At 62.9% G+C, this 23,773-nt stretch carries 21 protein-coding genes and 3 pseudogenes; 11 read left to right on the top strand and 13 right to left on the bottom strand.

Going from position 1 to position 23,773, the window contains the following annotated elements; genetic code table 11:
• Nucleotides 1-52: 52 nt before the first annotated feature.
• Nucleotides 53-1,123, bottom strand: coding sequence for a PDDEXK nuclease domain-containing protein (locus EHW12_RS33805; protein WP_125053520.1), 1,071 nt, complete (start codon nt 1,121-1,123; stop codon nt 53-55).
• Between the two features lie 298 nt (nt 1,124-1,421).
• Here EHW12_RS33805 and EHW12_RS33800 point away from each other — a divergent pair, with 298 nt between their 5' ends.
• From EHW12_RS33800 to EHW12_RS35730, 7 genes are all read left to right on the top strand, one after another.
• Nucleotides 1,422-1,757, top strand: coding sequence for a hypothetical protein (locus tag EHW12_RS33800; RefSeq protein ID WP_241199245.1), 336 nt, complete (start codon nt 1,422-1,424; stop codon nt 1,755-1,757).
• A gap of 58 nt (nt 1,758-1,815) precedes the next feature.
• Entirely contained in the window at nt 1,816-2,229 is a 414-nt protein-coding gene (locus EHW12_RS33795; protein ID WP_003941273.1) for a hypothetical protein, read from the top strand.
• Between the two features lie 239 nt (nt 2,230-2,468).
• The gene (locus EHW12_RS33790) at nt 2,469-2,951 is read left to right on the top strand and encodes a hypothetical protein (protein ID WP_064445157.1); all 483 of its coding nucleotides are present in this window, start codon (nt 2,469-2,471) and stop codon (nt 2,949-2,951) included.
• A gap of 412 nt (nt 2,952-3,363) precedes the next feature.
• Nucleotides 3,364-4,269, top strand: coding sequence for an aminopeptidase P family N-terminal domain-containing protein (locus EHW12_RS33785; RefSeq protein ID WP_164490682.1), 906 nt, complete (start codon nt 3,364-3,366; stop codon nt 4,267-4,269).
• Between the two features lie 268 nt (nt 4,270-4,537).
• Nucleotides 4,538-4,912 carry a hypothetical protein gene (locus tag EHW12_RS33780; protein WP_125053516.1) on the top strand — a complete coding sequence of 125 codons (375 nt, stop codon included), beginning with the start codon at nt 4,538-4,540 and terminating at the stop codon, nt 4,910-4,912.
• Nucleotides 4,913-5,265: 353 nt separating this feature from the next.
• Nucleotides 5,266-5,502, top strand: a complete 237-nt coding sequence (locus EHW12_RS35735) for a hypothetical protein (protein WP_241199244.1) — start codon at nt 5,266-5,268, stop codon at nt 5,500-5,502.
• A gap of 189 nt (nt 5,503-5,691) precedes the next feature.
• A complete protein-coding gene (locus tag EHW12_RS35730) occupies nt 5,692-6,099 on the top strand; it encodes an IS30 family transposase (protein WP_050794007.1) in 408 nt (135 codons plus the stop codon).
• Between the two features lie 502 nt (nt 6,100-6,601).
• Here EHW12_RS35730 and EHW12_RS33770 read toward each other — a convergent pair.
• The 9 genes and pseudogenes from EHW12_RS33770 to EHW12_RS33730 all read right to left on the bottom strand — a co-directional run bounded on the left by EHW12_RS33770 (nt 6,602) and on the right by EHW12_RS33730 (nt 14,829).
• The gene (locus EHW12_RS33770) at nt 6,602-7,042 is read right to left on the bottom strand and encodes a DUF1931 family protein (protein ID WP_024487875.1); all 441 of its coding nucleotides are present in this window, start codon (nt 7,040-7,042) and stop codon (nt 6,602-6,604) included.
• Nucleotides 7,043-7,055: 13 nt separating this feature from the next.
• Nucleotides 7,056-7,784 (bottom strand): annotated as a pseudogene (locus EHW12_RS33765) (NAD(P)/FAD-dependent oxidoreductase); the annotation flags it as partial.
• Nucleotides 7,784-8,011 (bottom strand): annotated as a pseudogene (locus tag EHW12_RS33760) (thioredoxin domain-containing protein); the annotation flags it as partial. The pseudogenes EHW12_RS33765 and EHW12_RS33760, both read right to left, overlap by 1 nt.
• 14 nt (nt 8,012-8,025) lie before the next feature.
• Entirely contained in the window at nt 8,026-10,659 is a 2,634-nt protein-coding gene (gene clpB / locus EHW12_RS33755) for an ATP-dependent chaperone ClpB (protein WP_116058255.1), read from the bottom strand.
• Nucleotides 10,641-10,970: a chaperone modulator CbpM gene (locus EHW12_RS33750; protein ID WP_116057643.1), complete on the bottom strand. Its 330-nt coding sequence runs from the start codon at nt 10,968-10,970 to the stop codon at nt 10,641-10,643. Before EHW12_RS33750 ends, clpB begins: the two co-directional genes overlap by 19 nt.
• Entirely contained in the window at nt 10,967-11,902 is a 936-nt protein-coding gene (locus tag EHW12_RS33745) for a J domain-containing protein (protein ID WP_125053513.1), read from the bottom strand. The genes EHW12_RS33750 and EHW12_RS33745 overlap by 4 nt, the downstream gene beginning before the upstream one ends.
• Before the next feature lie 6 nt (nt 11,903-11,908).
• Nucleotides 11,909-12,433 (bottom strand): nucleotide exchange factor GrpE, encoded by a 525-nt coding sequence (locus EHW12_RS33740; protein WP_125053511.1) that lies wholly within the window; start codon nt 12,431-12,433, stop codon nt 11,909-11,911.
• 8 nt (nt 12,434-12,441) lie between these two features.
• Complete coding sequence (gene dnaK, locus EHW12_RS33735) at nt 12,442-14,322, bottom strand: molecular chaperone DnaK (protein WP_125053509.1); 1,881 nt, start codon at nt 14,320-14,322, stop codon at nt 12,442-12,444.
• A gap of 3 nt (nt 14,323-14,325) precedes the next feature.
• Nucleotides 14,326-14,829, bottom strand: a complete 504-nt coding sequence (locus tag EHW12_RS33730) for a general stress protein (RefSeq protein ID WP_005203454.1) — start codon at nt 14,827-14,829, stop codon at nt 14,326-14,328.
• 858 nt (nt 14,830-15,687) lie between these two features.
• On the opposite strand from EHW12_RS33730, the gene EHW12_RS33725 reads away from it, so the two are divergent.
• From EHW12_RS33725 to EHW12_RS33715, 3 genes are all read left to right on the top strand, one after another.
• Entirely contained in the window at nt 15,688-16,704 is a 1,017-nt protein-coding gene (locus tag EHW12_RS33725; RefSeq protein WP_019288211.1) for a trypsin-like peptidase domain-containing protein, read from the top strand.
• A gap of 466 nt (nt 16,705-17,170) precedes the next feature.
• Entirely contained in the window at nt 17,171-17,467 is a 297-nt protein-coding gene (locus tag EHW12_RS33720; RefSeq protein ID WP_125053507.1) for a DUF4357 domain-containing protein, read from the top strand.
• 58 nt (nt 17,468-17,525) lie between these two features.
• A complete protein-coding gene (locus EHW12_RS33715; RefSeq protein WP_073513841.1) occupies nt 17,526-18,125 on the top strand; it encodes a hypothetical protein in 600 nt (199 codons plus the stop codon).
• A 356-nt stretch (nt 18,126-18,481) separates the two neighbouring features.
• Here EHW12_RS33715 and EHW12_RS33710 read toward each other — a convergent pair whose 3' ends face one another.
• Both EHW12_RS33710 and EHW12_RS36105 read right to left on the bottom strand, forming a co-directional pair.
• Complete coding sequence (locus tag EHW12_RS33710; RefSeq protein ID WP_238054044.1) at nt 18,482-19,159, bottom strand: transposase; 678 nt, start codon at nt 19,157-19,159, stop codon at nt 18,482-18,484.
• A 76-nt stretch (nt 19,160-19,235) separates the two neighbouring features.
• A pseudogene (locus EHW12_RS36105) lies at nt 19,236-20,326 on the bottom strand (hypothetical protein).
• 317 nt (nt 20,327-20,643) lie between these two features.
• Here EHW12_RS36105 and EHW12_RS33700 point away from each other — a divergent pair.
• On the top strand, nt 20,644-21,342 hold the full coding sequence (locus tag EHW12_RS33700; protein WP_125053503.1) for an IS6 family transposase: 699 nt from the start codon (nt 20,644-20,646) through the stop codon (nt 21,340-21,342).
• 210 nt (nt 21,343-21,552) lie between these two features.
• Here the strand turns inward: EHW12_RS33700 and EHW12_RS33695 are convergent, their stop codons facing one another.
• Complete coding sequence (locus EHW12_RS33695; RefSeq protein ID WP_346774242.1) at nt 21,553-22,356, bottom strand: diiron oxygenase; 804 nt, start codon at nt 22,354-22,356, stop codon at nt 21,553-21,555.
• Nucleotides 22,357-23,773 lie beyond the last annotated feature (1,417 nt).

Raw genomic sequence — 23,773 nt, 5'->3', positions numbered from 1 at the left:
TCTCTTGGCACCACTGGATACGTCGCCCAGGTTCGAAATCGAATGGTGCCCCTCAGCCGGAGTTGTCCGGTTTGGCAGGCAGATGGGAGTCGAGTTCGGAGACCGTGGCTTCCACAGCTGCCGCGATCTCGTCGTCGGTAGGAACGAGAGCGCGAACCTGGGAGGGCAGAGTCTCATAGGTGTAGTCGGCTACGGCGAGGGGTGCAGTTGACCCGGCAAGTGAATACCGGACGACGTTGTCGTTGCGGCCGGCGCAGAGCAAGATTCCCACAGTCGGTGCGTGGATGTCCTTGTTGCGGAGGTTGTCGTCGATCCACGAAACATAGAAGCCGAGCTTCCCGACATACTCCGGCTCAAACCTGCCTACCTTCAACTCGACGACAACGAACCTCGCTTGCACCCAGTTGAAGAACAGCAAGTCGATGTAGAAATCCTGATCACCGACCTCGAAATGGTACTGACGCCCAACAAAAGCGAACCCGTGTCCCAGTTCGAGGAGGAACTGCTCCAGCCGACGCATCAGCGCGGACTCCAGCTCCCGCTCCGCGACACGTTCGGTGATGTCGAGAAAATCGAAGACGTACGGGTCACGCACCAACTGTTGAGCGAGATCGGAATCCTCGGCCGGAAGATGGTCCCGAAAATTCGACGGCGCCGCACCGATCCTGCGCCGTAAACCGCTGTTGATCTGATTTTGCAGCACATTGCGCGACCACCCGTGCTCGGCAGCGGTTGATGCATACCAGTCGCGGTCGGACTGGTTATCGAGTTTGTCGAGCAATACCGTCACATGACCCCACGGCAATTGGCCAACAGCTTGTTGGCCAATTGCATCGCGACCCCAGATGCTCGCCATCTGCCGCATGTACTTCAGATTGGTCCGCGACAACCCACGCATGTCGGGAAAGGCCGATCGAAGATCGACGGCGAGCCTGTCGATCACCTTTGAACCCCAGCCCTCGGCCTCTTGACGCTGCACGATCGCGTGCCCTATATCCCAATAGAGGCTGAGCAGTTCGGTGTTGACGATTCGGGTGGCGCGAACTCGCGCTTGCCGAACGTGCGACTTGAGATGGTCGAGAAGCTGGGCGTAGTCGGCGGGCAGTTCGGCTGGAGCATTCACCCATCCATCTTTACCCAGCGCTGCTGGGAACGCCCACCGGACATGCCTCCACTGGACACCTCAGCCCGCAGGAACGGCGACTCGGGCGTGCGCGCTAGACGCAGGATCACCCGGCCCTCGCACAGCTGAGTTCTTCACAGGGCGCGTTGATCGGAGTGAATACGTCCAGCACCATAGCGGCCCTCACCTGAAATCGGGCGCGTCAGGCCTGTTCGCGCGTGGACAGGTACATCGTGTTCGCTGGTAGAGAAAGGTTTTCATGCCGTTCCTAGGTTCGACCATCCACCGTCCGGTATGCATGCTGATGACGGCAACAGTCGTCGCAGCCTCCATCGCTTTGATGTCGCCGGGTATCGCGTCCGCCCAATCAAACGGATGCTCGAAGACTTTCAACCTGTTCATCCCCGGAACTTGGGAAACCGCAGAAGATGCCGATCCCTCGATCCCGGTCGGTATGCTAAAACCGATCGCCGACAGCATCGCGGACACGAACGGTAGCGCGGCACAGGTCCACACTCTGCCGTACATGGCCCGAGCCTTCGACAACGGAAAAACCTACGCAGACAGCAAATCTGATGGTTTGACGAGGCGGGTCCGAGGAGGGTTTCCTTTTCAGCCCGCATCTCAAGCGTGACGCGTTCGGCGTTGCTCCCACAGATCCGTCGGGGCACGTGCGCCAGTTGGTAGGCAGCATGATCTACGCCTCCACGTTCGCCTCCTGGAAATTGCACAGCCCAGGAGCGTTCCTATACACGCTCATCCGTGATGGCGAAGCCGGAGGCGTACCGAATATCGGGACCGACTACCCGATGCTCGAGACCGCAGGCACGATCAAAGTGGTACCGAGCGGCCGAAGCGGCAGCTTCAAAATGGTTTTACTCCAATCCGACATTGCCGAGTCCGCACTGTCGATCATCGACTCCCGAGGGTCCCGAAACCGAGGCGAGGCGGGCAGCCTCCAGAGCTTGGGCAACCAGCGGGCCTACAGTCACGTCGAGCGGGAACGCGCCAAGATTGCCTCCGAGGCTGAAATTAACGGCCACGAGGAAGCGCGACTCATTGCGGCGCTGCGTGACGTAACTTCAGGCGGTGCTTTCGGTGTCTGACGACGAACTACCGATCAACGACGAGGTCCAAACCACGGAAGGTGCGATCGCCTCCTCACCCAAGGCAGACCAGGAACCGACAGCGGTCGGCAAGCAACACTTGCGATCAACACCGATTACCACTGAAGCTGAAGAGACAGGAACGGCGCAAGTAGGAACGCGCGACACTGTCGAGGCGCCTAGGGGCGACCTGCCGGATGATTCAGCGGTGTCGTCCCGGTCAGCTAAGCGCCTGGCCGGTGCAGAAGGGTGGTCGAGGAACGGACCCGGGCGCGGACCTTGAACGTCGAGTCGGCCGTACCGAGTTCAACGACGGTGCTCTGGTCAGGCTGCGTGTGCCAATCCGCGTCGACGCGGATTCTGGACGTGATGTTCTCACCGATATAGACGTTCTCGCGGTCGACGTCGACGGACGTCTGCGGATCTCGCGTTCGATACTCGAGTGTAAGAGCGGCAAGGGCCAGTCTGGCGAGCCTGACCGGCTCCTGTGGCTCGCAGGCCTTCAGCAGTTTCTCGGTTTTGAGCGCGCTGTTCTCGTGCGTCAGACAGCCTCACGCCGCGGCCGCGGCCTCGCCCGGCCACTCGGTCTCCGAACTCTCGACGTCGCGACGCTTGCCGGCCGCGAGGCAGCTCATGCCTGGCTGCCAGCGCGATTCGGTCACCTCGAGGGCGACGAGTGCGCGGCCGCTGAGCTCCGCACCGACACGCAGTTGAAGGGCTAGCGCTGCAGGGTATGCCAACTTACGTCGCCTGGCAGGTGACGGAGGTTCTCGACGAAGCTCAGCCTATTCCCGACCACGCGGTGCAGTTCGCCAAACATCTTATGTCAACGACACACGAAAGTGTGCTCGAACGCGTCGGTTTCGAGCACACACTCATCGACACAGTGGAGGGGGGCGGGCCTGAAATCGTAGTGCCACCTTGGGCAGTGCAGCAGTTCGCTGCAATCGGCACCCCTGCCGAGTTGATCGAGAGAATCGCCGCGGCCCACGCGGCTGGAGCGGACTCATGGTCTTGCTCATTCACCGGAACCCCTCAAGAAACTGCTGCAAGCATGACCCGCTTCGCCGAGCAAGTTATGAAGCCATTGCGTTCCCACATGGCCGCGTAGCGAATACCGAAAAGGACTTGATCATGGCAGATCTCAATCGAGACGTAATTGAGCGACTGTTGGACGCCAGTGCGGAAAGTGGGCTGGCGGGCGTACTGGCGTTATCTCCAGAGAATTTCGCGTATCTGGCTGGTTTTGCTGTCCCCTCACAGGAACCGCTCCGGTGGCGCCACGCGGCCGTGGCAGTCAACACCGACGGCCGAGCAGCAGTGCTGTGTGTCGACATAGAAGAAACCACTGTGCGTCACAGGCTTCCCGACGTCGATGCTTACGTGTGGCAGGAGTTCGAACAGAACGCGGTGGCCGTGATGGCTCAGATGCTTCGTGAGCTGGGTATGGAGAGCGGGAGCATTGGGGTCGAAACGGACTACATTCCCGCTAGAGATTACGAAGAGCTGACTGCCGCGCTTCCGCATGCCCAGCTACGGAGCGCGGAAAGAATGTTTGCGCTCCTGCGAATGCGGAAGAGCCGCCGGGAAGTGGAGTTGATCCGTGAACTGAGTCGCACAATAGATGCGGCCCTGGCCACCGCATTTGCGTCGGTGCACGAAGGGAGCTCGGAACTCGATCTCGCCGGAGCTGCCGTGGCGGCGCTTTTCGCCGGCGGAGTCGACCGCGAACGCGGGATGGTCACCGCCAGCGGTGCCCGCAGCCATTTCCCGAACGTCCGCGCAACAGAACGACAATTAGTAAACGGAGATGTTGTTCGACTCGAACTGTTCGGGGTGAGCGGGCCGCCTCGACGAGGCCGTCGAGTTGTTTCGGTTCCGGATGATGCCCTACATGCTGTACCTGGCGCGCGGACGAGACCAGTTCAAGCCTGCGTGCTCAGTCCTGCTCGACAGCGACGGTGCCGGTCAGGAAGCTCGACGACAGATCCTCAAGGGTGGAGCCAAGGGCCGTCCGACCGTGACAAAAGATTTGAATGATGACCTTCTCTTGCTGCGCCCCGAAGCCGGAGTCGTGCCGTGGCGCCGTCCGTCCATCCCAGGTAGGACCGAAACTGATACGGGAGATCTTGAGGAGTCAGATCTTGGTTGGGTGGCCTAGTTTTGGACCGGGTGGTCTCAATCGATCGTTGAGTTGGTTGGGTGCCAGCTGGGTTCGGGTCGATCGTTCGGCGGTGCCGCGGCGGGTGGGGGTGTACACGCGGTAGGTGATGATGGTTCTCTTTCTCAGGCGGTCTTTCACTCCTGCGTGAGTGGATCTGTCCCGGATACCGTTGGGGCGGAGCGTAATCCGCTGGTCGCTGCGGTGGTGTTGTTTTGTGGTTGGCGGCGGCGGGTTAGGGCGTGTCCGTCGGAGCTTGGCCGCGGTGGTGAGGAGGTACCGTTCGGCGGCGGCGTAATCGGTGGTCCTCTTGCCGGAGGCGCTGGTGGTGCGGGTGATCAGTTCGAGGTAGCGGCGCCGAAGCGCGCGGGCGTCGGGTTGGCCGAGCAGGAATTCGGTGGCGGCGACGACCTCTGGACTCGGCGCGGTGTGTGTCGCTTTGGCGGGGGTACGCTTTTCTTCGCGGTCACCGCGTGCTCGCTAGGGCTGCGGCGCAGTGGTGTGCCGGGCCTACGTGTGTGAGGTTCGGGTGTAGTTGTGGGCTGCTCGTCGTGGACGGCATCACGAACCTGGCTGTAGTGCCTTGGTCAGGATGATCGTCGTTGCCGAGTTATCGGGTGCGTCGGCGGCTGTGGAGGGAAACTGTTCGAGAACGACGTCGTCGACCAGCCTGTGGAGGACGAACCAATGGAACGAGGTGGTGCTGGTGTCGATCGGTGCCGTCGTCGCGGCGAGAATTACTCGCAGGTGCTCGTTATCGATGTCGAACGTGCAGGTGAGGAAGCTGGAGGGTAGGGCATGGTCCAGGAGAATGCCGGCGGCTTCGTCGATCGCGAGAACTAGGTCGGTCAGTGAGACGGAAAGCGGTGCACCCTATGCTGGTTCCCGCCGATGATCTGGGGGATGTCACGTCGGCGGGACGGCTCAATCCTGTACCCCGAGTTTTCCCGAGTTCGTTTGCTTTACTTCAGGCACTCGAAGACGAGTGGTCGCCGGAGCAGATTGTCGGGCATCTGAGACTGCATCACAGCGGTGACGAGGAGTTGGCGATCAGCCACGAGACGATCTACCGCTCGATCTACACTACTCGGTGGGATGTGATTCCGCAGTAGCTGTGCAAGCGCCTACGAACATGGCGGCTGATCCGAAAGAATGAGCGGCACTGTTAAAGGGCAATGGAGGTCGCAGGTCATCGATGCACGCTCGATCGAGGATCGACCCGCCGATGCCGAGGATCGCAGCGTGACTGGACACATGGAAGGTGATCTGGTGATCGGTTCGAAGAACAGTCAGGTTGCGACATGGTAGATCGCAGGGACCGCTACTTGACGATCGTGCAGACACCCAGTCGGCATACCACCTCGGTGGTGCCCGTACTGGTGCGGGAATACGGGCGAATGGATTCGGCATTGTGTCGGAGTTTAACCTGGGATCGGGGGATGGAATTGGCCGATCACGAGCTGCTCAGTGCAGCAACGGGTATCGAGATTTTCTTTGCAGCGCCGCGTAGTCCTTGGCAGCGCGGGACGAATGAGAACACCAATAAGCTTTTACGCCAGTGTCTTACGAAAGGAATGTATCTCGGGGATCTGAGCCAGTCGGACCTCGATGCCATCGCGGCCAGGCTCAACAACCGGCCACGGAAGTGCCTCGGGTTCCGAGCGCCCGCGGAGTTTGTGGCGGAAGAGGCTGTTGCGTTGGCAGGTTGAATGTAAGGACGCTTTTCAGGAATGCGATGTCTCCTGTTCGGAGACCTGCTTGCGCAGCCTGGCCAGTTCTGTCCGTTCCGCGGCAGTGAGCGGTTGTTATCCGACTGTAGCGGCGTCGTCGATGCGTCGTCGTTCGTCGGCGACCTACTGTCCGAGCAGGTTCTTGCTTAATCCGAGGTCGTGGGCGACTTCGGCGATGGTGTGGCCGGAATCGATCACCCTGTGGCGGCTTCGACCGTGTATCGGTCGTAAACGATTTGCGCTTGCGGGACATGAGGACCTCCTCCCAGCGGAACCTTCGGTCCCGCCAGCTCGGTATCCACCATCCGGGGTGAACCCACGAGCATTTCAGCGCGGCTGAATCGCTCCGGCATTTCCGGAGCAGGACGGCATATTCGAACTCAGACACGCTGTCTGGCGTGGTGTCGATAGCCGTGGTTCGTGATTCCCGACCACGGTGTGGTGTCCCGGTGATCTACTGGTTCGCCGGGACGGGTGGTAGTCACAGGAGTAGGTGGAAGATGTCGAAGGCGACTGTCCATTGGGCTGTGCCGGGGTTCTTGCGGTCCGGTTCGACCGTGGCGAAGGTTTGCGCCAGCGCTACGCTCAACCCTCCTGCGATCAGCGGCAGTCGTTGCTCTGTCTCCTCGGAGAGGGCCACGTCCAAGGGCGGGCGGGCCGTGAGCTGATCGAGCAGCGGTTGAAGTTCGATCTCCTCGTCGAGTTTTTCGAACCGGTGGATGCTCTCCTGTAATCCCTTGGTGATCGGCAGGTCCCACGGTTCGATCACGTCGCGCAAGTTTGCTTTCGCGGAGGCTTTCCCGATCAGGATCACGTCGTAGATCTTGTCGTCGATGAAATCGGTATAGCGCTTGAGATCGTTCCGGTCGACCTGCAGTCCGGCCGCTGCCCTGAAGAACCGCTGGAATTTCACGGTGCCCATTACTGGCATGTCGTCAGCTCCTTTCGAAGTATTCATGGATTTGGCGTACGGCCATCGCTCCTTCACCGACGGCGGATGCGACTCGTTTCACCGAACCGCGGCGGATGTCGCCCGCCGCGAACAGGCCGGGCAGGCTGGTTTCGAGCGTCCTGGACAGGCCGCCGTTGATTGGCAGGCTGCCGTCCGCTCGTGCGTGGATCGCGTCCACACCGGTGAGGACGAAGCCGTGGTCGTCGAGTGCGATCGCGTCGGCAAGCCACCCGGTGTGCGGTACTGCCCCGATGAAGACGAACAGGGCGCGCACCCGAATCGTGTCCTGGTCGCCGGTGCGATTGTCCTCGACTGCAATTGCTTCGAGGTATTTCTCGCCGTGGACCGCACGAATCTCGGTGTGCCGGTGCACGGTGACCCGCGGATGGTGTTCGATCTGGTCGACCAGGTATCGGGACATGCTCTTCCCGAGGTCATCGCCGCGGATGAGCAGGTGCACCTGTGAGACGTGCTCGGCGAGGAAGACGGCGGCCTGGCCGGCGGAGTTGCCGCCACCGACGATGGCTATCGGGTCGGTGCCGCATATCCGTGCTTCCTGATGCGTTGCGGCGTAGTACACGCTTGTTCCTTCCAGCGCCTCGATCCCCTGAACGGCCAACTTGCGGTACCGCGCCCCGGCGGCGAGCACAACGGCCCGGGCGTGCACCGACCCGCCGTCCGCCAGTCGGAGCACATGGTTCCCGGCCTCGGATCGAGCGCGGGGCTGACCATGCGGCACGGGCCGCACCACGTCGCCCACAGATCCACGAGCACAGGCACCGAGGACTTCTCGGCGACCTCCGCGAAGTCGCCGTCTCCTGCCGCGGCGATCCAGGGCAGCGGCTCGTGGCAGTTGCCGCAGCGAGGTTTTCCTTCCCCTGCTGCCGGGATGTTGTTGGTCTTGCCGCAGTGCGGGCACTTCACCTTGTCGGATCCCATGACGACACCTCTTCTCAGGCCGCCGCGACGGCGGGTTCGGCATACGCGACGGCAAGCTCGCCGCCGTCCACCGTGACGCTGATGGTGCCGTCCGGTTTGATCTCGCCGCGCAACAGTGCACGGCCGATCTTGGTTTCGACCTCGTGTGCGATGTATCGGCGCAGCGGCCGCGCACCGTAGACAGGGTCGAACCCGTGTTCGGCGATCAGTCGGCGTGCCTCCGGCGTGATTTCCAGGTGTATCTGTCTCTCCGACAACCTGTTTCGAAGGTCGGTGAGTTGCAGTTCCACTATGTACTCGATCTGGGGCAGGGTGAGTGGGGAGAACAGCACGATGTCGTCGACCCGGTTGAGGAATTCGGGGCGGAAATGCCCGCGCAGTTCTGCCATCACCCGTTCCCTGGCGTCCGGCTTGATTTCGCCGTCGGCTGTGACCCCGTCGAGGAGATGCTGGGATCCGATGTTGGAGGTCATGATGATCACCGTGTTCCGGAAATCGACTTGCCTCCCTTGAGAATCGGTGATCCGGCCGTCGTCGAGCACCTGCAGCAGGGTATTGAAGACGTCGGCGTGGGCCTTCTCGATCTCGTCGAAGAGCACCACGGAGTACGGCTTACGCCGCACCGCCTCGGTGAGCTGGCCACCTTCGTCGTACCCGACGTATCCGGGAGGTGCACCGATGAGCCGACTCACCGTGTGCCGTTCCTGGTACTCGCTCATATCGAGGCGCACCATGTTGTCTTCACTGTCGAATAGGGCGCTGGCCAATGTCTTTGCAAGCTCGGTCTTTCCGACGCCCGTCGGGCCCAGGAAAATGAACGAACCGATCGGTCGACGAGGATCACGGATACCGGACCTCGCCCGGATCACAGCGTCCGCGACCAGTTGCACCGCCTCGTCCTGACCGACGACCCGCTCGTGCAGGATCTCGTCGAGCTTCAACAACTTCTCCCGCTCACCTTCTTGCAGCCGGGCGACCGGGATACCCGTCCATGCGGCCACGATCTCTGCGATCTCGTCTTCGGTGACCACTTCACGCAGCAACGGATTTCGGCCTTGTCTGGTGGCCAGTTGCTCCTCCGCCGCCTCGAGCCGGCGTTCGAGCTCGGTGATCTCGCCGTATCGCAACTCGGCTGCCCGATTGAGGTCGTAGTTGCGTTCGGCGGCCTCGGCCTCGACGCGCAACCGTTCCAAATCTCCTCGCAGTTCTTGCACCCGCCGGATCGCCTGCCGCTCCGCCTCCCATTGAGCGTGCCGGGCGTCTGCCTCGGCCCGCAGGTCGGCCAGCTCCTTGCGCAATTCTTCGAGGCGCGCTTTGCTGGCCGCGTCCGTTTCCTTGGACAGTGCGGCCTCTTCGATCTCCAGACGGGTCACCTTCCGCGTGAGCTCGTCGAGTTCGGCAGGCATCGAATCGATTTCGGTGCGGAGCCGAGCGCATGCCTCGTCTACGAGATCGATCGCCTTGTCCGGAAGGAAGCGGTCGGTGATATACCGGTGCGAGAGGGTCACGGCGGCCACCAATGCACCGTCTTGAATTTTCACGCCATGGAACACCTCGAGGCGTTCTCGAAGTCCGCGCAGAATCGAGATCGCATCCTCGGCACTGGGCTCGTCGACGAGAACGGTCTGGAATCGACGCTCCAGTGCCGCATCGGATTCGATGTGCTTGCGATACTCGTCGAGAGTGGTGGCACCGATCATGTGCAGTTCGCCGCGTGCGAGCATCGGTTTGAGCATGTTGCCGGCATCGAGAGACCCCTCGCCGCCGACCGAGCCCGCTCCGACCACGGTATGCAACTCGTCGACGAACAACAGGATGCGCCCCTCGGCAGCCTTCACCTCGGACAGCACGGCCTGCAGTCGCTCCTCGAACTCGCCGCGGTACTTCGCACCGGCCACCAGAGAACCCATGTCGAGCGAGAAGATCGTCTTGTCGCGTAGGCCCTCGGGCACGTCGCCGCGGACGATCCGCTGGGCGAGACCCTCGACAATCGCAGTCTTACCTACACCGGGGTCGCCGATCAGCACCGGGTTGTTCTTCGTTTTCCGGCTCAAGATCTGAGTTACCCTGCGTATCTCGGCATCCCGGCCGATGACCGGATCGAGTTTGCCTGCCCGCCCCTCGGAGACGAGGTCGCGCCCGTACTTCTCCAATGCCTCGTACGCCCCCTCCGGGGTGGCCGACGTGACACGCTGATTGCCGCGCACCTTCGTCAGCGCCGTGAGGAAGGCGTCCCGTGTGACCCCGTGACTGGCGAGGACCCGCCCGGCCGCGCTGGCCGACCCCTCCTCGGAAAGGGCCATCACAAGATGCTCCACCGACACGTAGGAATCCTTGAGTCGCTTCGCCTCCCGCTCCGCGGCATCGAGCAGCTTGGCCAGACGCTGGGTGATCGTCACCTGACCGGGGGTCGCGCCGGGGCCGCTGACCTTCGGCCTACGCGACAGTTCACGATCCAGATCGGATCGAAGTGCTTCGACATTCGCGCCGGCCTGCTCGAGCAGTCGGGGTACCAACCCTTCCTGCTGATCGACCAACGCGAGCAGCAGGTGCTCTCCGTCGACTTCGGTGTGACCCATTCTGGTCGCAACATTCTGGGCTTCCTGCAGGGCTTCTCGTGACTTTTCAGTCAAGCTGCCGGTGTCCATGGGGGTGTCCTCCTTCTGCGGGCCGCTGCTTCGAGTTTCTCGATTCGATCCAGCAGATCGAGCACGAGCCCGATTGCCGAGTAGTTCAGGCCCAGGCCGGTCCGCAGCCGTTGGATGCGTGCGGCGTGGGTCACTTCGGATGGGTCGAACGACATCTCTCCGCCGGCGTAGCGGTGGGCGTCGAGCAGTCCGAGAGCCACAAGCTTTCGTGCCAGGTCGGGGTGCAGCCCGGTACGTTCGGCGAAGGCATCCGGCGACAAACCGGCACGGCGAACCAATACGTACTGAGTGATCGGCGTTGAGGTGCTCATGTCTCTTTCCTCGGATCGAAGTTCGATTCGGCGCCCAACTGCTCGAACAGCTCGCGTTCACGTGCTGTCGGTTTCGACGGAACCATCACCTTGATTTCGGCGTAGAGGTTGCCGTTGGCGCCCCGCGGATTGGGCATTCCCTCTCCGCGCAGGCGCAGCTTCCTACCAGTCGAAGAGCCAGGCACCACTTTGACTTTCGCCTCGCCACCCGGGGTGGGAACGACGACGGTCGACCCGAGGACCGCCTCCCATGGCGATACGGGCAGATCGACGTAGATGTCCCGACCCTGCACGCGGAACCGTGAATGCGGCTTGATCCGCACCACGAGGTACAGATCCCCAGGCGGCGCGTCACCGTTGCCCCGGCCTCCTTGCCCGGCCAACCGGATTCGCTGGCCGTCCAGGACGCCGGCTGGAATGTCGACGTCATACTGCCGTCCGTCCAGTCTGAGAGTGCGTTTTCCGCCCTGATAGGCCTCTTCCAGAGCCAGTTCCAGTTCGGCCTCCTGATCGGCGCCGGGAATCGGCCCGAACCCACCGCCGCCGCCGAACATCTGCCCGAAGAGGTCCTCGAAGTCGACGCCGCCCTCGCCACCGACACCGTGACCGAAGTGCACCCGTCTCCCGCCACCGCCGTACCCGCCACCGCCGTACCCGCCGCCGCCGTACCCGCCGGCGCTTGCCCGGACCCGTTCGTCGTAGTCCTCGGGCACACGCCGGAAGTCGTCACCGAATCGGTCGTAGCGTTTCCGGGTGTCCGGGTCGGACAACACCTGGTAGGCCTCATTGGCCTCCTTGAACTTGTCCTCCGCAGTGGGGTCCTTGTTCACGTCGGGGTGGTACTTGCGGGCCAGCTTGCGGTAGGCCTGCTGGATTTCGTCGGTGCCGGCGCCCCGCGGGACCCCGAGCACTTCGTAGTAGTCACGCGCCATCGGTGCTCACCCCTCGGGGCGGCTGACGACCACCGCGGCGGGCCGCAGCTGCCGCCCGTCCTCTCCATAACCCGGGCGCAAGACCTCGACCACGGTCCCGGAGGGAAGGTCGGGTCGGGTTACCACACTGACCACTTCGTGGAGTTCCGGGGAGAACGGCACACCGACCTCGTCGTGGCGCTCGAAGCCGAACCGTGAGAGCACCTGCACCGCCTGATCCCGGATCGCCTTCACACCCTCGACGACGGCCTGCGGATCGCTGCCCGCATGGGCCAGCGCAAGCTCCAAATTGTCCAGTACCGGCAGCCACGCCGCCGAAACCTTCGCTACTTCCGCGGCGCGTTCACGATCCAGATCTTTGGCATATCGCTTGCGCAGGTTGTCCAGATCTGCGAGGGCCCTGCGCCAACGGTCCTCGAGTTGAGCCAACTCGGCCCCCGTGTCGGTGCGATCAGGCGCCGTCTCGGTCTGATCCCCGTCGGTACCGTCGGTAGCCGGCTCGGTCGTCGAATGATCTGCAGACCTTTCCATCGTGTGCCTCAGCTTCGATCGAATTCGGCGTCGATCACGTCGTCGTCATCCGACGACGCAGCCTCTGCGCCGCCGGCCTGGTGTCCGTCGCCGCCGTCCTGGACCGGCGCGAGCCCGTAGAGCAGCTGCTGGAGCTCCGAGGTCAGGGGCTCTACCTCCGCGGGTGAAGCACCGTCTTTGACCGCCTTCCTGGCGTCGGCGATCAGCATCTCGGCCCGCGCCTTCTCATGCGGCGGGGCACTGTCACCGAGTTCGGCGAGTCGCCGCTCCACTTGATACGCAACCGAATCGAGCCCGTTGCGCGCGTCGACCGCCTTGCGCAGCGCCTCGTCCTCACCCCGGTTCCGTTCGGCCTCCGCCAACATGCGCTCGACCTCACCCTGATCAAGGTTGCCCTGTTCACTGATCGTGATGCTCTGTTCCTTGCCGGTATCCTTGTCGCGAGCGGTGACGTTCAGGATGCCGTTGGCATCGATATCGAAAGTGACTTCGACTTGGGCCTCGCCACGTGGCGCGGGGCGGATGTCTTCCAGCCGGAACCGGCCCAGCACCCGGTTGTCGGCCGCACGTTCGCGTTCGCCCTGCAACACCACGACGTCTACGGCGGACTGATTGTCTTCCGCCGTGGAGAACACTTCGCTGCGCCGTGCCGGGATCGTCGTGTTCCGCTCGATGATCTTCGTCATCACCCCGCCCTGCGTCTCGACGCCGAGGGACAGTGGGGTGACATCGAGCAACAGCACATCGGAAACCTCGCCTTTGAGCACGCCTGCCTGGACTGCGGCTCCGAGGGCAACGACCTCGTCCGGGTTGACGCCCATGTGGGGGTCCTTGCCGCCGGTCAGCCGGCGAACCAGCGCCTGTACAGCCGGAATACGTGTCGAACCACCGACCAGGATCACCTCGTCGATGTCGTTGGCGGCGACCTTGGCGTCACTCATCGCCTGCTTCACGGGGTCGAGGCAGCGTTCCACCAGATCGGCAGTCAAATCCTCGAACTTCGATCGCATGATCGTGGTGGTGAGGTGCTTGGGACCGTTCGCGTCAGCGGTGACGAAGGGCAGGTTTACCTGGGCCTGTGTCACCGAGGACAACTCGACCTTGGCTTTCTCCGCGGCCTCGAAGAGGCGCTGCAATGCCTGCGCATCCTTGCGCAGATCGATGTTCTCCGCGCGCTGGAATTCGTCGGCGAGGTAGTCCACCAGGCGTCGGTCGAAGTCGTCGCCGCCGAGGTGGGAGTCGCCGGCCGTGGAACGAACCTCGACCACTCCCTCGCCGACATCGAGCAGGCTCACATCGAAGGTTCCGCCGCCGAGGTCGAAGACCAGTACGGTTTCGTGGGTCTGTTTGTCCATGCCGTACGCGAGTGCCGCAGCGGTCGGCTCGTTGATGATCCGCAGAACCTCGAGGCCCGCGATCCGGCCGGCGTCTTTGGTGGCGTTTCGTTGCGCGTCGTTGAAGTAGGCCGGAACGGTGATGACCGCTTCCTTGACCTTCTCACCGAGGAACTTGCTCGCGTCGTCGACGAGCTTGCGCAGCACGAGGGCACTGATCTCCTCCGGTGCGTATTTCTTGCCGCGCACGTCGAAGCGGGCCTCACCGTTGTCACCCGGCACGACGTCGAAGCTGACCGCTTTGGCTTCCTCGGAGATCTCGTCGTAGTGACGTCCGATGAAGCGTTTCGCCGAGTAGATCGTGCCCTTCGGATTCAAGATCGCCTGCCGTCGGGCAAGCTGACCCACCAGGCGCTCGCCGCTCTCGGTGAACGCCACCACCGACGGCGTCGTCCGCGCTCCCTCGACATTGGAGATCACCACCGGCTCGCCGCCTTGCCAGCTTGCGATGACCGAGTTGGTGGTGCCCAGGTCTATACCCACAGCAGTCGCCATGACTCATTCCTTTCGATCGGTCCGGCCGGTGAGCAAGCGGACGGCTTCGTCCGCGACCTCGACATCGGCGAGGACTTCGTAGTGACGTGGTTGTAATGACTGGATTGAGGTGAAGTCGCGCCGGCCGCCCTGCAGCGCATACATGAGCAGGCCGAGCAGAGCGCCCACAACGGCACCGAATACCAACCCGTAGAAGGCGAGCGCGAGGCCCGTGAGCAGCGGCTGAACCCAATCGAGTAACCCGAAGATCCAGCCGAACAGCGCACCCGTCAGCGCGCCCGCGGCGGCGCCGCGCAGAGCGGCCCAGCCGTAGTTCAATCGGCCGACGATCTGCTCGACCAGCTCGATGTCGCGACCGACGATGGCCAGTTTGTCTACCGTGAAATGCTGGTCGGAGAGGTAGTCGACGGCGCTCTCGGCGTCGGCATAGGTGTCGAATGTCGCAATCACCTGGCGAGCAGGTGGGTGTGGACTTACGGCGGAGGTTCCGCCACTGGACTCTGACATTACGCCCCCTCGGCGTCGATGTTGTGGGGTTTCGCCGAGCCTGTGCGTACCGGTACGGCCCGTCCGTCGGTCAACCGGTTGGGCTCACGAACGGCCCAACCGCAATGCGAGTTCTTCATCCGCCTTCGGGCGGTCAACACAATTCGCCTATCGACAGTCCTGGCTTGCAATCACTGAAATGACGCTAACCCTTGTCGGGGGTCGACGCAAATTCGCCTATCGGGCGTCGACAATAGAGGCGCAATGGCGTCCATACCTGCCCTGGGCATAGATGTCCGCCGGAACCCGCTCGAGGCGACCGGTACACGCAACTCCGGGTACCGGCCACTACTGCGGTGCGTCCACGAGTAGAACTCCCGATGCAGTCATCTTCGCAGCCGACGCGGTGAGTGGCAAGGCCCGCACAAGTCGAAAGCGGGAAGCGAATTCCGCAATGACAGTACAGTCGCTGACACGCTGGCAATAGCCGTTCCTTCATGCTCACGTACAGGAGCAGGTGCTCGATGGCGGAACGACAAGTTCCTGGCGCCGAGAGAAACCGGCGGGAGAAATCCATTTTCCGAACGGTCGGTTTATCCATCCACTGGAGCCATGCCCACCGGATTCCACTGGGCGGCAACCGAATCGGAGACGCTCCAGATTAGAATTGTATGAAAAAGTTGGCAGCGCAACAAGATACGAAGCATCTTGGCTCTCAGTGGTGGAGCATGCGCGCTGCCGTTCGTCGATGCCGGTTGCCTGGGTGCATCGAAGCGGTTCGGTGACCGGTCTCGGGCGCCGCCGGGGGTATGTTGATCGGGTGGGCCCGCTCGCGGCAGGTGCAAGTAGGAGACCGATTCCTCACGGAGGCGGTGGCTGATGCGCGTACCGTCGACCGTACGTTCCTCGATCTGGGTGCCGCTGGTCGCGATCGTGGTCCTCCTCCTCGCGGGATGCGGCGCCTCGGCTCCCACCACCTCGACGCCCTCAGCGGGACCTGCCGTAGACCTGCCGGCACTGGTCCGGCAGGTGGAGGCCTCGGTCGTCACCGTGCTTACCGGGTCCGGCGTGGGCAGCGGCATCGTCTACAAGACCGACGGCACCGTCGTCACCAACGCCCACGTGGTCGAGGGTGCCCGGCAGGTGAGTGTGGCCTTCGCGGACGGGCAACAGGTGTCCGCGAACGTGCGGGCCGTCGATCGTGTGACCGACGTCGCGGTCCTTCAAGCGGACCGCACGGATCTGACTGCGGCGACGTTCGAGACAGCGTTGCCAGAGGTCGGCGCGCTCGCCGTAGTCGTGGGCAGTCCGCTGGGGTTCGAGGCCACGGTCACCTCGGGCATCATCTCAGGATTGCACCGTCAGATCCCCGGGTCGGCTTCCACCGGGGCGCCGCTGGTCGACCTGATCCAGACCGACGCCGCGATCTCGCCGGGTAACTCCGGGGGTGCCCTGATCGACGGACAAGGGCGGGTCGTGGGGATGAGCCAGGCCTACATTCCCCCGTCGGCGGGTGCGGTGGCTCTGGGCTTCGCCATCCCCGCGGCGAATGTCGTCGACGTCGCAGACCAACTGCTGGCCTCGGGAACTGCCCAGCATGCGTACGTCGGCATTCAGCCCGGCACGCTGAGCCCGCAGATCGCCGAACAACTGGCAGTCGACCGCACCAGCGGTGCCGTCGTCCTCGAGGTCGTCCCGCTCGGTCCGGCTGCGACGGCGGGTATCCGGCCGGGCGATGTCATCACCGCGGTCAACGGCCACGACATCGAGTCGGCGGAGGACTTCATCGCGGCGCTCCGTGCCCTCGACCCGGGCGATCGAGTCGATTTGACCGTGCTCCGCGGTGGCGAGACCCAGCAGATCTCGGTCACAGTGACAGACCGCCCCGCCAGCTGAACGACTATTCCAAGAACGACCAAAACGGGGCGGGCGGGATCTGTGTTGCGGGCGGTCCGGCCCGCAGCGTTGCGGGTATCGCAGGCGTTGAGCAGCATTACCGTCCGCGTGTCCTTGGGACACAAAATTGGGAATACCAACTTCAACTTCGGGTCAGCCACGAACTGGGTGGACTGTCCTGTGCTCATCGGATTTTGCTGTCGCCGGCGCGGCCGGCAAAGCGATCGGTGCCGGTGTCTCAGGAGTCGGATCCGGGCTCGGGTGGGTGGGCCGCGGGATCGGAAACCTCGTGGGCTCGGGAAACCAACACGCAGACAAAGTCGAGATACCGACACCTACAACGGAACATCGTCTCGCGGGTGCAGCCACCGCAACCGCACAACCTGACGAGGCGAATCCGAACTCGTGCGACGGCGACGATTCGACATCCGAATCCTCCATGCTCACACACCAACCCGATCGAATCATGCCGTCTTCCGCCCCGATCGCGTACGACGACGACATCTTGCAGCTCATGCTCTTCGGCCATCTACAGGTCGGCGACCAGCTGACGTATCACGATACCGGCCGCGGGCTCACCTACATCGCAACGATCACGCGGGACGGGGCCCTCGACGTCGACGGGAAACGCTACGGGCCACCCTCGGCGCCGTTGACGGACATCATGGGCCGGCAACGGCACGGTTGGAGGGACTGGCAACTGGCCGATGGGCGGCAACTTCGACAGCTGCGGCGACAAGCGTACGCAGAAATGCGCCGCTGACACCCGTCCTAGCTCTGCCACCACACGCCGACCCGTCCACAGGATGAAGCGATCACAAATGACAATGAAAAAATCCTGGCTAGCAGCGCCGATCCTGCTTCTCGCGCTCAGTGCATGCAGCGACCAGGGCACATCCACCGAACCTGCCTCGTCTGAGGGAGCAACTGCAACCGCCACGACACCGAGCTCCTCAGGGACACTCACACCGGTCTCCAGTACCACGATTGTGGAACCCACGACGGAAACCATCGTCGAACCGCCCACAGCGGAGGCAACATTCATCGACACGCCCACGCCGGCGGTGACCAAGCACATCGACTACTGCACCTCGCCCGGCCCGAACACCGCGTTCACGGACGGAACATACGGTTGGACGGACGAATGCGCCGGCCCCGCAGCGATCAACCGGGTCAGCGAAATCACCGCCAACGGAGGATCCTGCGACGGAACCACGTGCACCAACTCACTAGGAATGACCTTCCCCGACCCTCGGGCCGAAGCCGGAATGACCGATGCACCGCCAACAGCTGGCACTCCTCGGACCACGACAAGCACCCCGACAGTAACGAATCCGCCGAACCATCCCCAGGTCCTGTGGTCGAATTGCCTGCAGCAAGGCAACACCCCGGAACAATGCCGGGAAATACTCGACAACTGATTCTCACGCCCAGCGAAAGTCCGGCCAGTCCTGAGCACGTCGGAGCTGCAATTCCCGGGCGGCGGTCTTCGACACTCTCGCCCGACTTTGATCCACACATTCACTGAGTAGGTCCTGTGGTTTGACTGTACGTTTTTCCGCATCAGCACTCGAGTACCGTCCGACACTGATGGAGACGATATTCGACGTAGGTTCTGCACACGGGTTCTCGACGGAACGAAGAGAAACCCGCTGCGGAGACCCGAATCGGATACTCACTGCATCCTCGGCCACTATCACCTGGGCCACTCGGTACGAGGAAAACACACCGCACACCTTTGGGGGCTCTCCGCATTTGAGCGGGGCGTGTGCTGATTTCATGCTGCTGGTCTCTGCCCTCGGGTGAGGGCGATGTGGACCATGATGCGCCTTCGGTAGTTGTCCATGTTGGTGAAGCCGCATCCGACACGCTTGGTTTGCTTGATGATCCGGTTGAAGCCCTCGGTGCGGGCGTTGGTCACGTCCTCGGTGAGCGCGACGAGCACCGCTGGCCACCAGGTGTCGATCGTGGTCGCTAGGCGGCTGGTTTCCTCCATGTCGGCGCGGGCGGCGGCGTCGTAGAAGTCGTACAGCCTGCGCCGGATCTGGTGCGGCTGGTGTTCGGCCAGCAGCAGGCGCAGGCGTTCCTTGACGGCATGCGCGGCGGCGATCTCGTTGGTCGGATCCTCGGCGGCGAGGGCGGCGTTGAACCGGGCCTTTTGCTTGACGGTGAGGTGCTCGTAGCCGGTGAGCAGCAGTTGCCGGCTGGCCCAGACTTTGTCGGTGGCGGTGCCGCGGCGGCCGTGCAGTTGCCGGGTGATCCGTTGACGGACCTGGGTGACCATGAGGTTGGCGAGGGCGACGAGATGCCACTTGTCGACTGCGATCCGCGCGTCCGGCAGGGCGGTGCGGATCCCGGATCGACAGGTACAACAGCGCCCGCCCGCACACCCGCCTCGGCAACGCCCCACCCGCCGAGTACGAGGCAGCGCACTGCGCTGAGCCCACCAAGTCATCGCGACCGGCAATGACACCTGCATAGACGTGGCATCAACGCGTAGATGTTTCAGTTTCTTCTGTGCTGGGGCTGTGTCAGGTGCTGGACCGGGTGTAGGCAGCGGCGCGCACCACATCGTCGTCCTCCAGTCCAGCTCCTAGTGCTCCGCCCACGGTGGCCAGGCTGGCGGTGAGCCAGCTGATCTTCGCGTAGTCCAAAGCGTTCACTGGGTGACCGGCGACACCGGCCAGTACCTGCTCGTCGATGAGCAGCAGCGCGCCGACCCAGGACAGGATGAATAAGCCGAGGTAGAACACCACAACCCCGATGGCCACGGTCGCGGTGGTGGCCAAATTGAACAGGATCACCTGCTCACGTTGGGCTCGCCGCCGTGGGCGCTCCCACAAGTCGGCTCCCAGGATCAGGGTGGCACTCACCGCCCCGATCGCCATCACCGCCAGCAGGACCAGGCGCACCGGCCCGTAGGCCATGGCCAGTACCCATAGGTCCGAGGCCACCAATGTCAGCATGCCGGTGGCCGCTGCCACGACCATCGCCCGGGAGAGCCGGGCCACGAAGGCCCAAGGCTGGTTGGCGCGGATCATGCCCAGCAGCAACCGCACGTTGCCGCTCAGCACTCGGGCCGTGAACTGCACGACGTTGTCGTCCGGGCGTTCGTCGAGATCGGTGGACAGCTGGTGGGCTCTTCGAGCAAGATCCCGCTGGGCGTTGAGGTCTTCGGCGTCGTAGCCCAGGAGCTGCCCGACCACGTGCACGGTGGTCTCTTGCACCTTCTGCCGCACGTGCACGGCTCCCAGGGTTGGGACGGAGACCAGTCCTACCCCGTGCACGGGGTAGGACTGGGTGAGCACCGGACGTCGGCCGGTCTTCAGGGGATCTCGGTGAGCACCACGGCCAAATCCCAGTTCTCCTCCAGCACGCGGTTTCGGGCCGCCTCCAGCAGGTCCAAGGTCTCGGTGGGTGGATCGACCAGCCGGTCTTCGGCCATCTTCAGTTGCCAGCGCACTCCCGGATACCGCTGCACCAAAATCTTGCGCACCGAGGTGGTGACCTCGGGGCCGAGCATCGCACTCAGGGATGGTGAGACCACCAGGCCGATGAGCAGCTCGGCATCGGAAAGGGGTTCGGCAGGATCGGCGGTGGATCGGCAACGCTTAGCAGTCACCGCTCCATGGTGAGGCAACCACGGGCCGATTGCCACTGGCTCGATGGAGCCCCAAGGTTTCGTGCAGCACCGCGGGCCGGATTCGGTGGTCGCCTCGATCCCGGAGAGAGCGGTGCTGCTCACTGCGAAATCCTCTCCCCGCCGACGCCGCCAGCGCGAAGACATCACAGCCAGCGGGCCCGGGACCTGCCGGTGTCGAGGACGGCTTCTCGATGATGCTGCAGTGACGGATCGGTTGAAGTGCTTCGGCGGTGTGGGAGCGGCACTGTCACGTTGTTGAACGCGGCAAACTGGGAGAATGTGGCGTGAGCACCGCAATGCTGTCGTACAAGGGCCACCGCTACCCGGTCGAGATCATCAATCACTGTGTGTGGTTGTACTTTCGGTTCCCGCTCAGCTTCCGTGAAGTCGAGGAGATGATGCTCGAACGCGGTGTCGTGGTGAGTTACGAGACGATCCGCCGGTGGTGCGCCAAGTTTGGGCAGGCCTACGCCAACCAGCTGTGCCGACGGCGGTCCAGGCCCGGCGACAAGTGGCATCTCGACGAGGTCTTCATCAAAATCAACGGCACACTGCATTACTTGTGGCGGGCGGTCGACCAGCACGGGAACGTGCTCGATGTGCTGGTCCAGTCGCGCCGAAACGGCAACGCCGCCAAGCGATTCTTCCGTAAGCTGCTCAAGGGCTTGCAGTATGTGCCGCGGGTGATCGTTACCGACAAGCTGACCAGCTACAGCGTCGCTCACCGCGAGATGCTGGCCTCGGTCGAGCATCGCCGATCCAAGTATTTGAACAATCGGGCCGAGAACTCGCATCAACCCACCAGACAGCGGGAACATGCGATGAAACGGTTCGCATCGGCCCGGCACGCGCAACGTTTCCTGTCCGCGTTTAGTTCGATCTCACCGCATTTCCAGCCCGGTCGGTATCGACTGACCGCGCCCGAATGGCGTGCCGAGATGGCCGACCGTTTCGCGGTCTGGCAGGAAGTCACCGCGGCCGGTGTCGCCGCCTGAAAGTGAACTGCCCCAGCAGTGCCCTGTAACAGAATTCCCCAAACATCCTTCGCCGCTTCACTTTTCGATTAACGTGACAGTGCCGATTCGGGTGTGGGCCTGTGGTTGGCGCGCTGATTTCTGTGCGCCATTGCCTCGACCGCGGTGAGTGGGTAACGCAGCTGTCTGTCGAAGTGGGAGAGGGGCAGCTGCGTCTCGGGTTGCAGATCGTCAAGCCGCGGCCCTCGACGGCTCGTTGCGGTAACGCGACAGCCGGCCGTCGGTTCCGGTAAGCCGCCAGGACCAGAGGGTGAGCCGGGTGCGCATTCCGTTGGCGTCGGCGAGGCTCCGGACGTCTGCGCAGGACTCTGCAAGGAGTCGCCGGAAATCGGGGTTGCGCATCGAATAGGTCTCGCGCAGAACATTGCGGGGGATACCCAGCAACGTCGCGTCCTGCCGGCTCGGGACGACGATGGACCAAAACCCTATGCGCATGACTACAGGCGTGGTGAGGCCGAGTGCGAGGCGGTTGAATCGGCTCATGCGCGGAGCGTGATGGCGCAACCATGCATGGGCGAACCCGATGTGACGTGCTTCCTCGGCGAGATGGATCTGCATGATGCGGTCGGTGAGCGGGTGAATGCCACCGCCGCGCATGATGCTCTTCTGGATGTGGTCGATCGGCTCCTCTCCAGCGAGGATGATCTGAAAGAAGAAACTGGGCCACAGCGATCCCAGCGAACCGACCAGGGGGAAGGCCTTGACAAGCCACGTTGGGGCACCGTGGACCTCCGGAGCCACCCGGTTGGTGAACTCCTGAAACATCTGGATGTGGTGTGTCTCTTCGGTGAGTTCGTGCATGAAGTAGCGGAATTCGGGGTTCTCGTTCGCCAGGCCCATCAAGAACTGGGTACCGCCGAGAAGGAGCAGTTGCTCGAACTGGGAGCCGGTCTTTGTTATAGATGCGAGCCGAATCCGGGCAACCCGCCGTTGTTCCTGGGGTGAGAGCGCGCGGTACCAGTCGGTGTGGGACAAGGGGTCGACCGCGGGGAGTGTCCATCTTGGGTCGTCCGCGGGGCGGCGAACTCGGGCGAATTCCAGGCGATGTCTTTGAACGCCTCGAAGTGGAGCCCTGTCGAGGATGCCTCGGACAGTGTGCGCAGAGTGTCGTGGTAATCGCGATGTTCGTTGACGGTATTGCGCCCCGGAGTTAACCGGACAGATGGCGCGTTACGCCGCGTCCGACGAAGTGTTAGGAACTGCATTTCGGGCTCCTTTGTGGCATCTATCTCAGATGTGCCCACAGTAAACTAAGTGTGACTGCGCGTCCACAGTAACTGTATGAGTCTGCACGTCCACGGGTAAGTCCGGAAGGGCGAAAGGGGCACTCAATATCGCACCATGCACGCGGCTCTCGGCATTTGATGGTGGTGTGGGTCCTGCTGTCGAGACGACGGCGCTGGACGTGGTCGACGTTAGTCCGTTGTGTGCATCTGCCGACCTATACGGTGGGATAGGTGCAGGACGAGGTTCTCGCGATCTCGTCACGGTCGGTGTCCCGCTTGATCGGGTCGGAACTCACCTCGCCGAACTCGCGTCCCTGCACCGCGACGACATCCGAGGCGGCGCAGACAGCTGATCATGTGGATCGGCCCGCACGTCTTTCGTCATGCGACGGGGATCCGATGGCCCGTGGTTTGTTGCTCGGATGGCGATCGGTAACAGTGGAAATATCTCACCGGTAACTTTCAAGTTGTGTCAGTTCTCTTTCTTAAGTGACTGTGTAACAACTAGTTTCGATGGAAGTCGCTATCTGAATTGAAATTCTGGGCGGAAATGCACGACGACCAATGGCTCTGGCAGGGGTAACTGTGCGCGTCACCGATGGCGACGGAACCAACAGCGTCGAGATCGACATGCTCGTGACCGCCGACGCCATCACCGAAGTGCCGTCGGTTGGCTGAGACTTGTTCAGTGCCGAGCCCTGCAAGAGCGGAGTTTGCGTCGGGCGCTCCCGGTAGATCGGCGGTGGCCTTCATGGTGTGATCGCGCTCTATACGCACTGGCTTTAGTGGTGGGTGTTGCTGTCGCGGCGCGCCGTCCTGTGGGCGGCAGGAAGAATCTGGCCGACGTGTTCGGCGGGACCGAGCATGAAGCGGTCCAAGCCGGAACGCGTTGGGCTGTAGACGTACTGGAGTCGGAGGGAATTTCTGCTTCGGAGCAACCTTTGGTCGCGTTACGTGAGTTGCGTCGGGCTAATCGAGCGTTGTCGCTTACCGGTGCCAAGGTTCTTCTGGACCAACTTCTGCCACCTCGCTAGCGCAGTCGCGGGTCGCTGTCCCCGAAACGTCCGCGATCTGGTCCTGGGTCACCACTCCTGAATGATGTTGACGGTGCTCGTCCAGATCGCAGGATTGTTGACCGTGAAGGTACATCAAATCAGGACGGCATC

Source organism: Rhodococcus sp. NJ-530 (assembly GCF_003860625.1).
Lineage (GTDB): Bacteria > Actinomycetota > Actinomycetes > Mycobacteriales > Mycobacteriaceae > Rhodococcus_F > Rhodococcus_F qingshengii.
The sequence above is the reverse complement of the archived record's forward strand: the minus strand, read 5'-3'. Positions and strand labels throughout refer to the sequence as shown.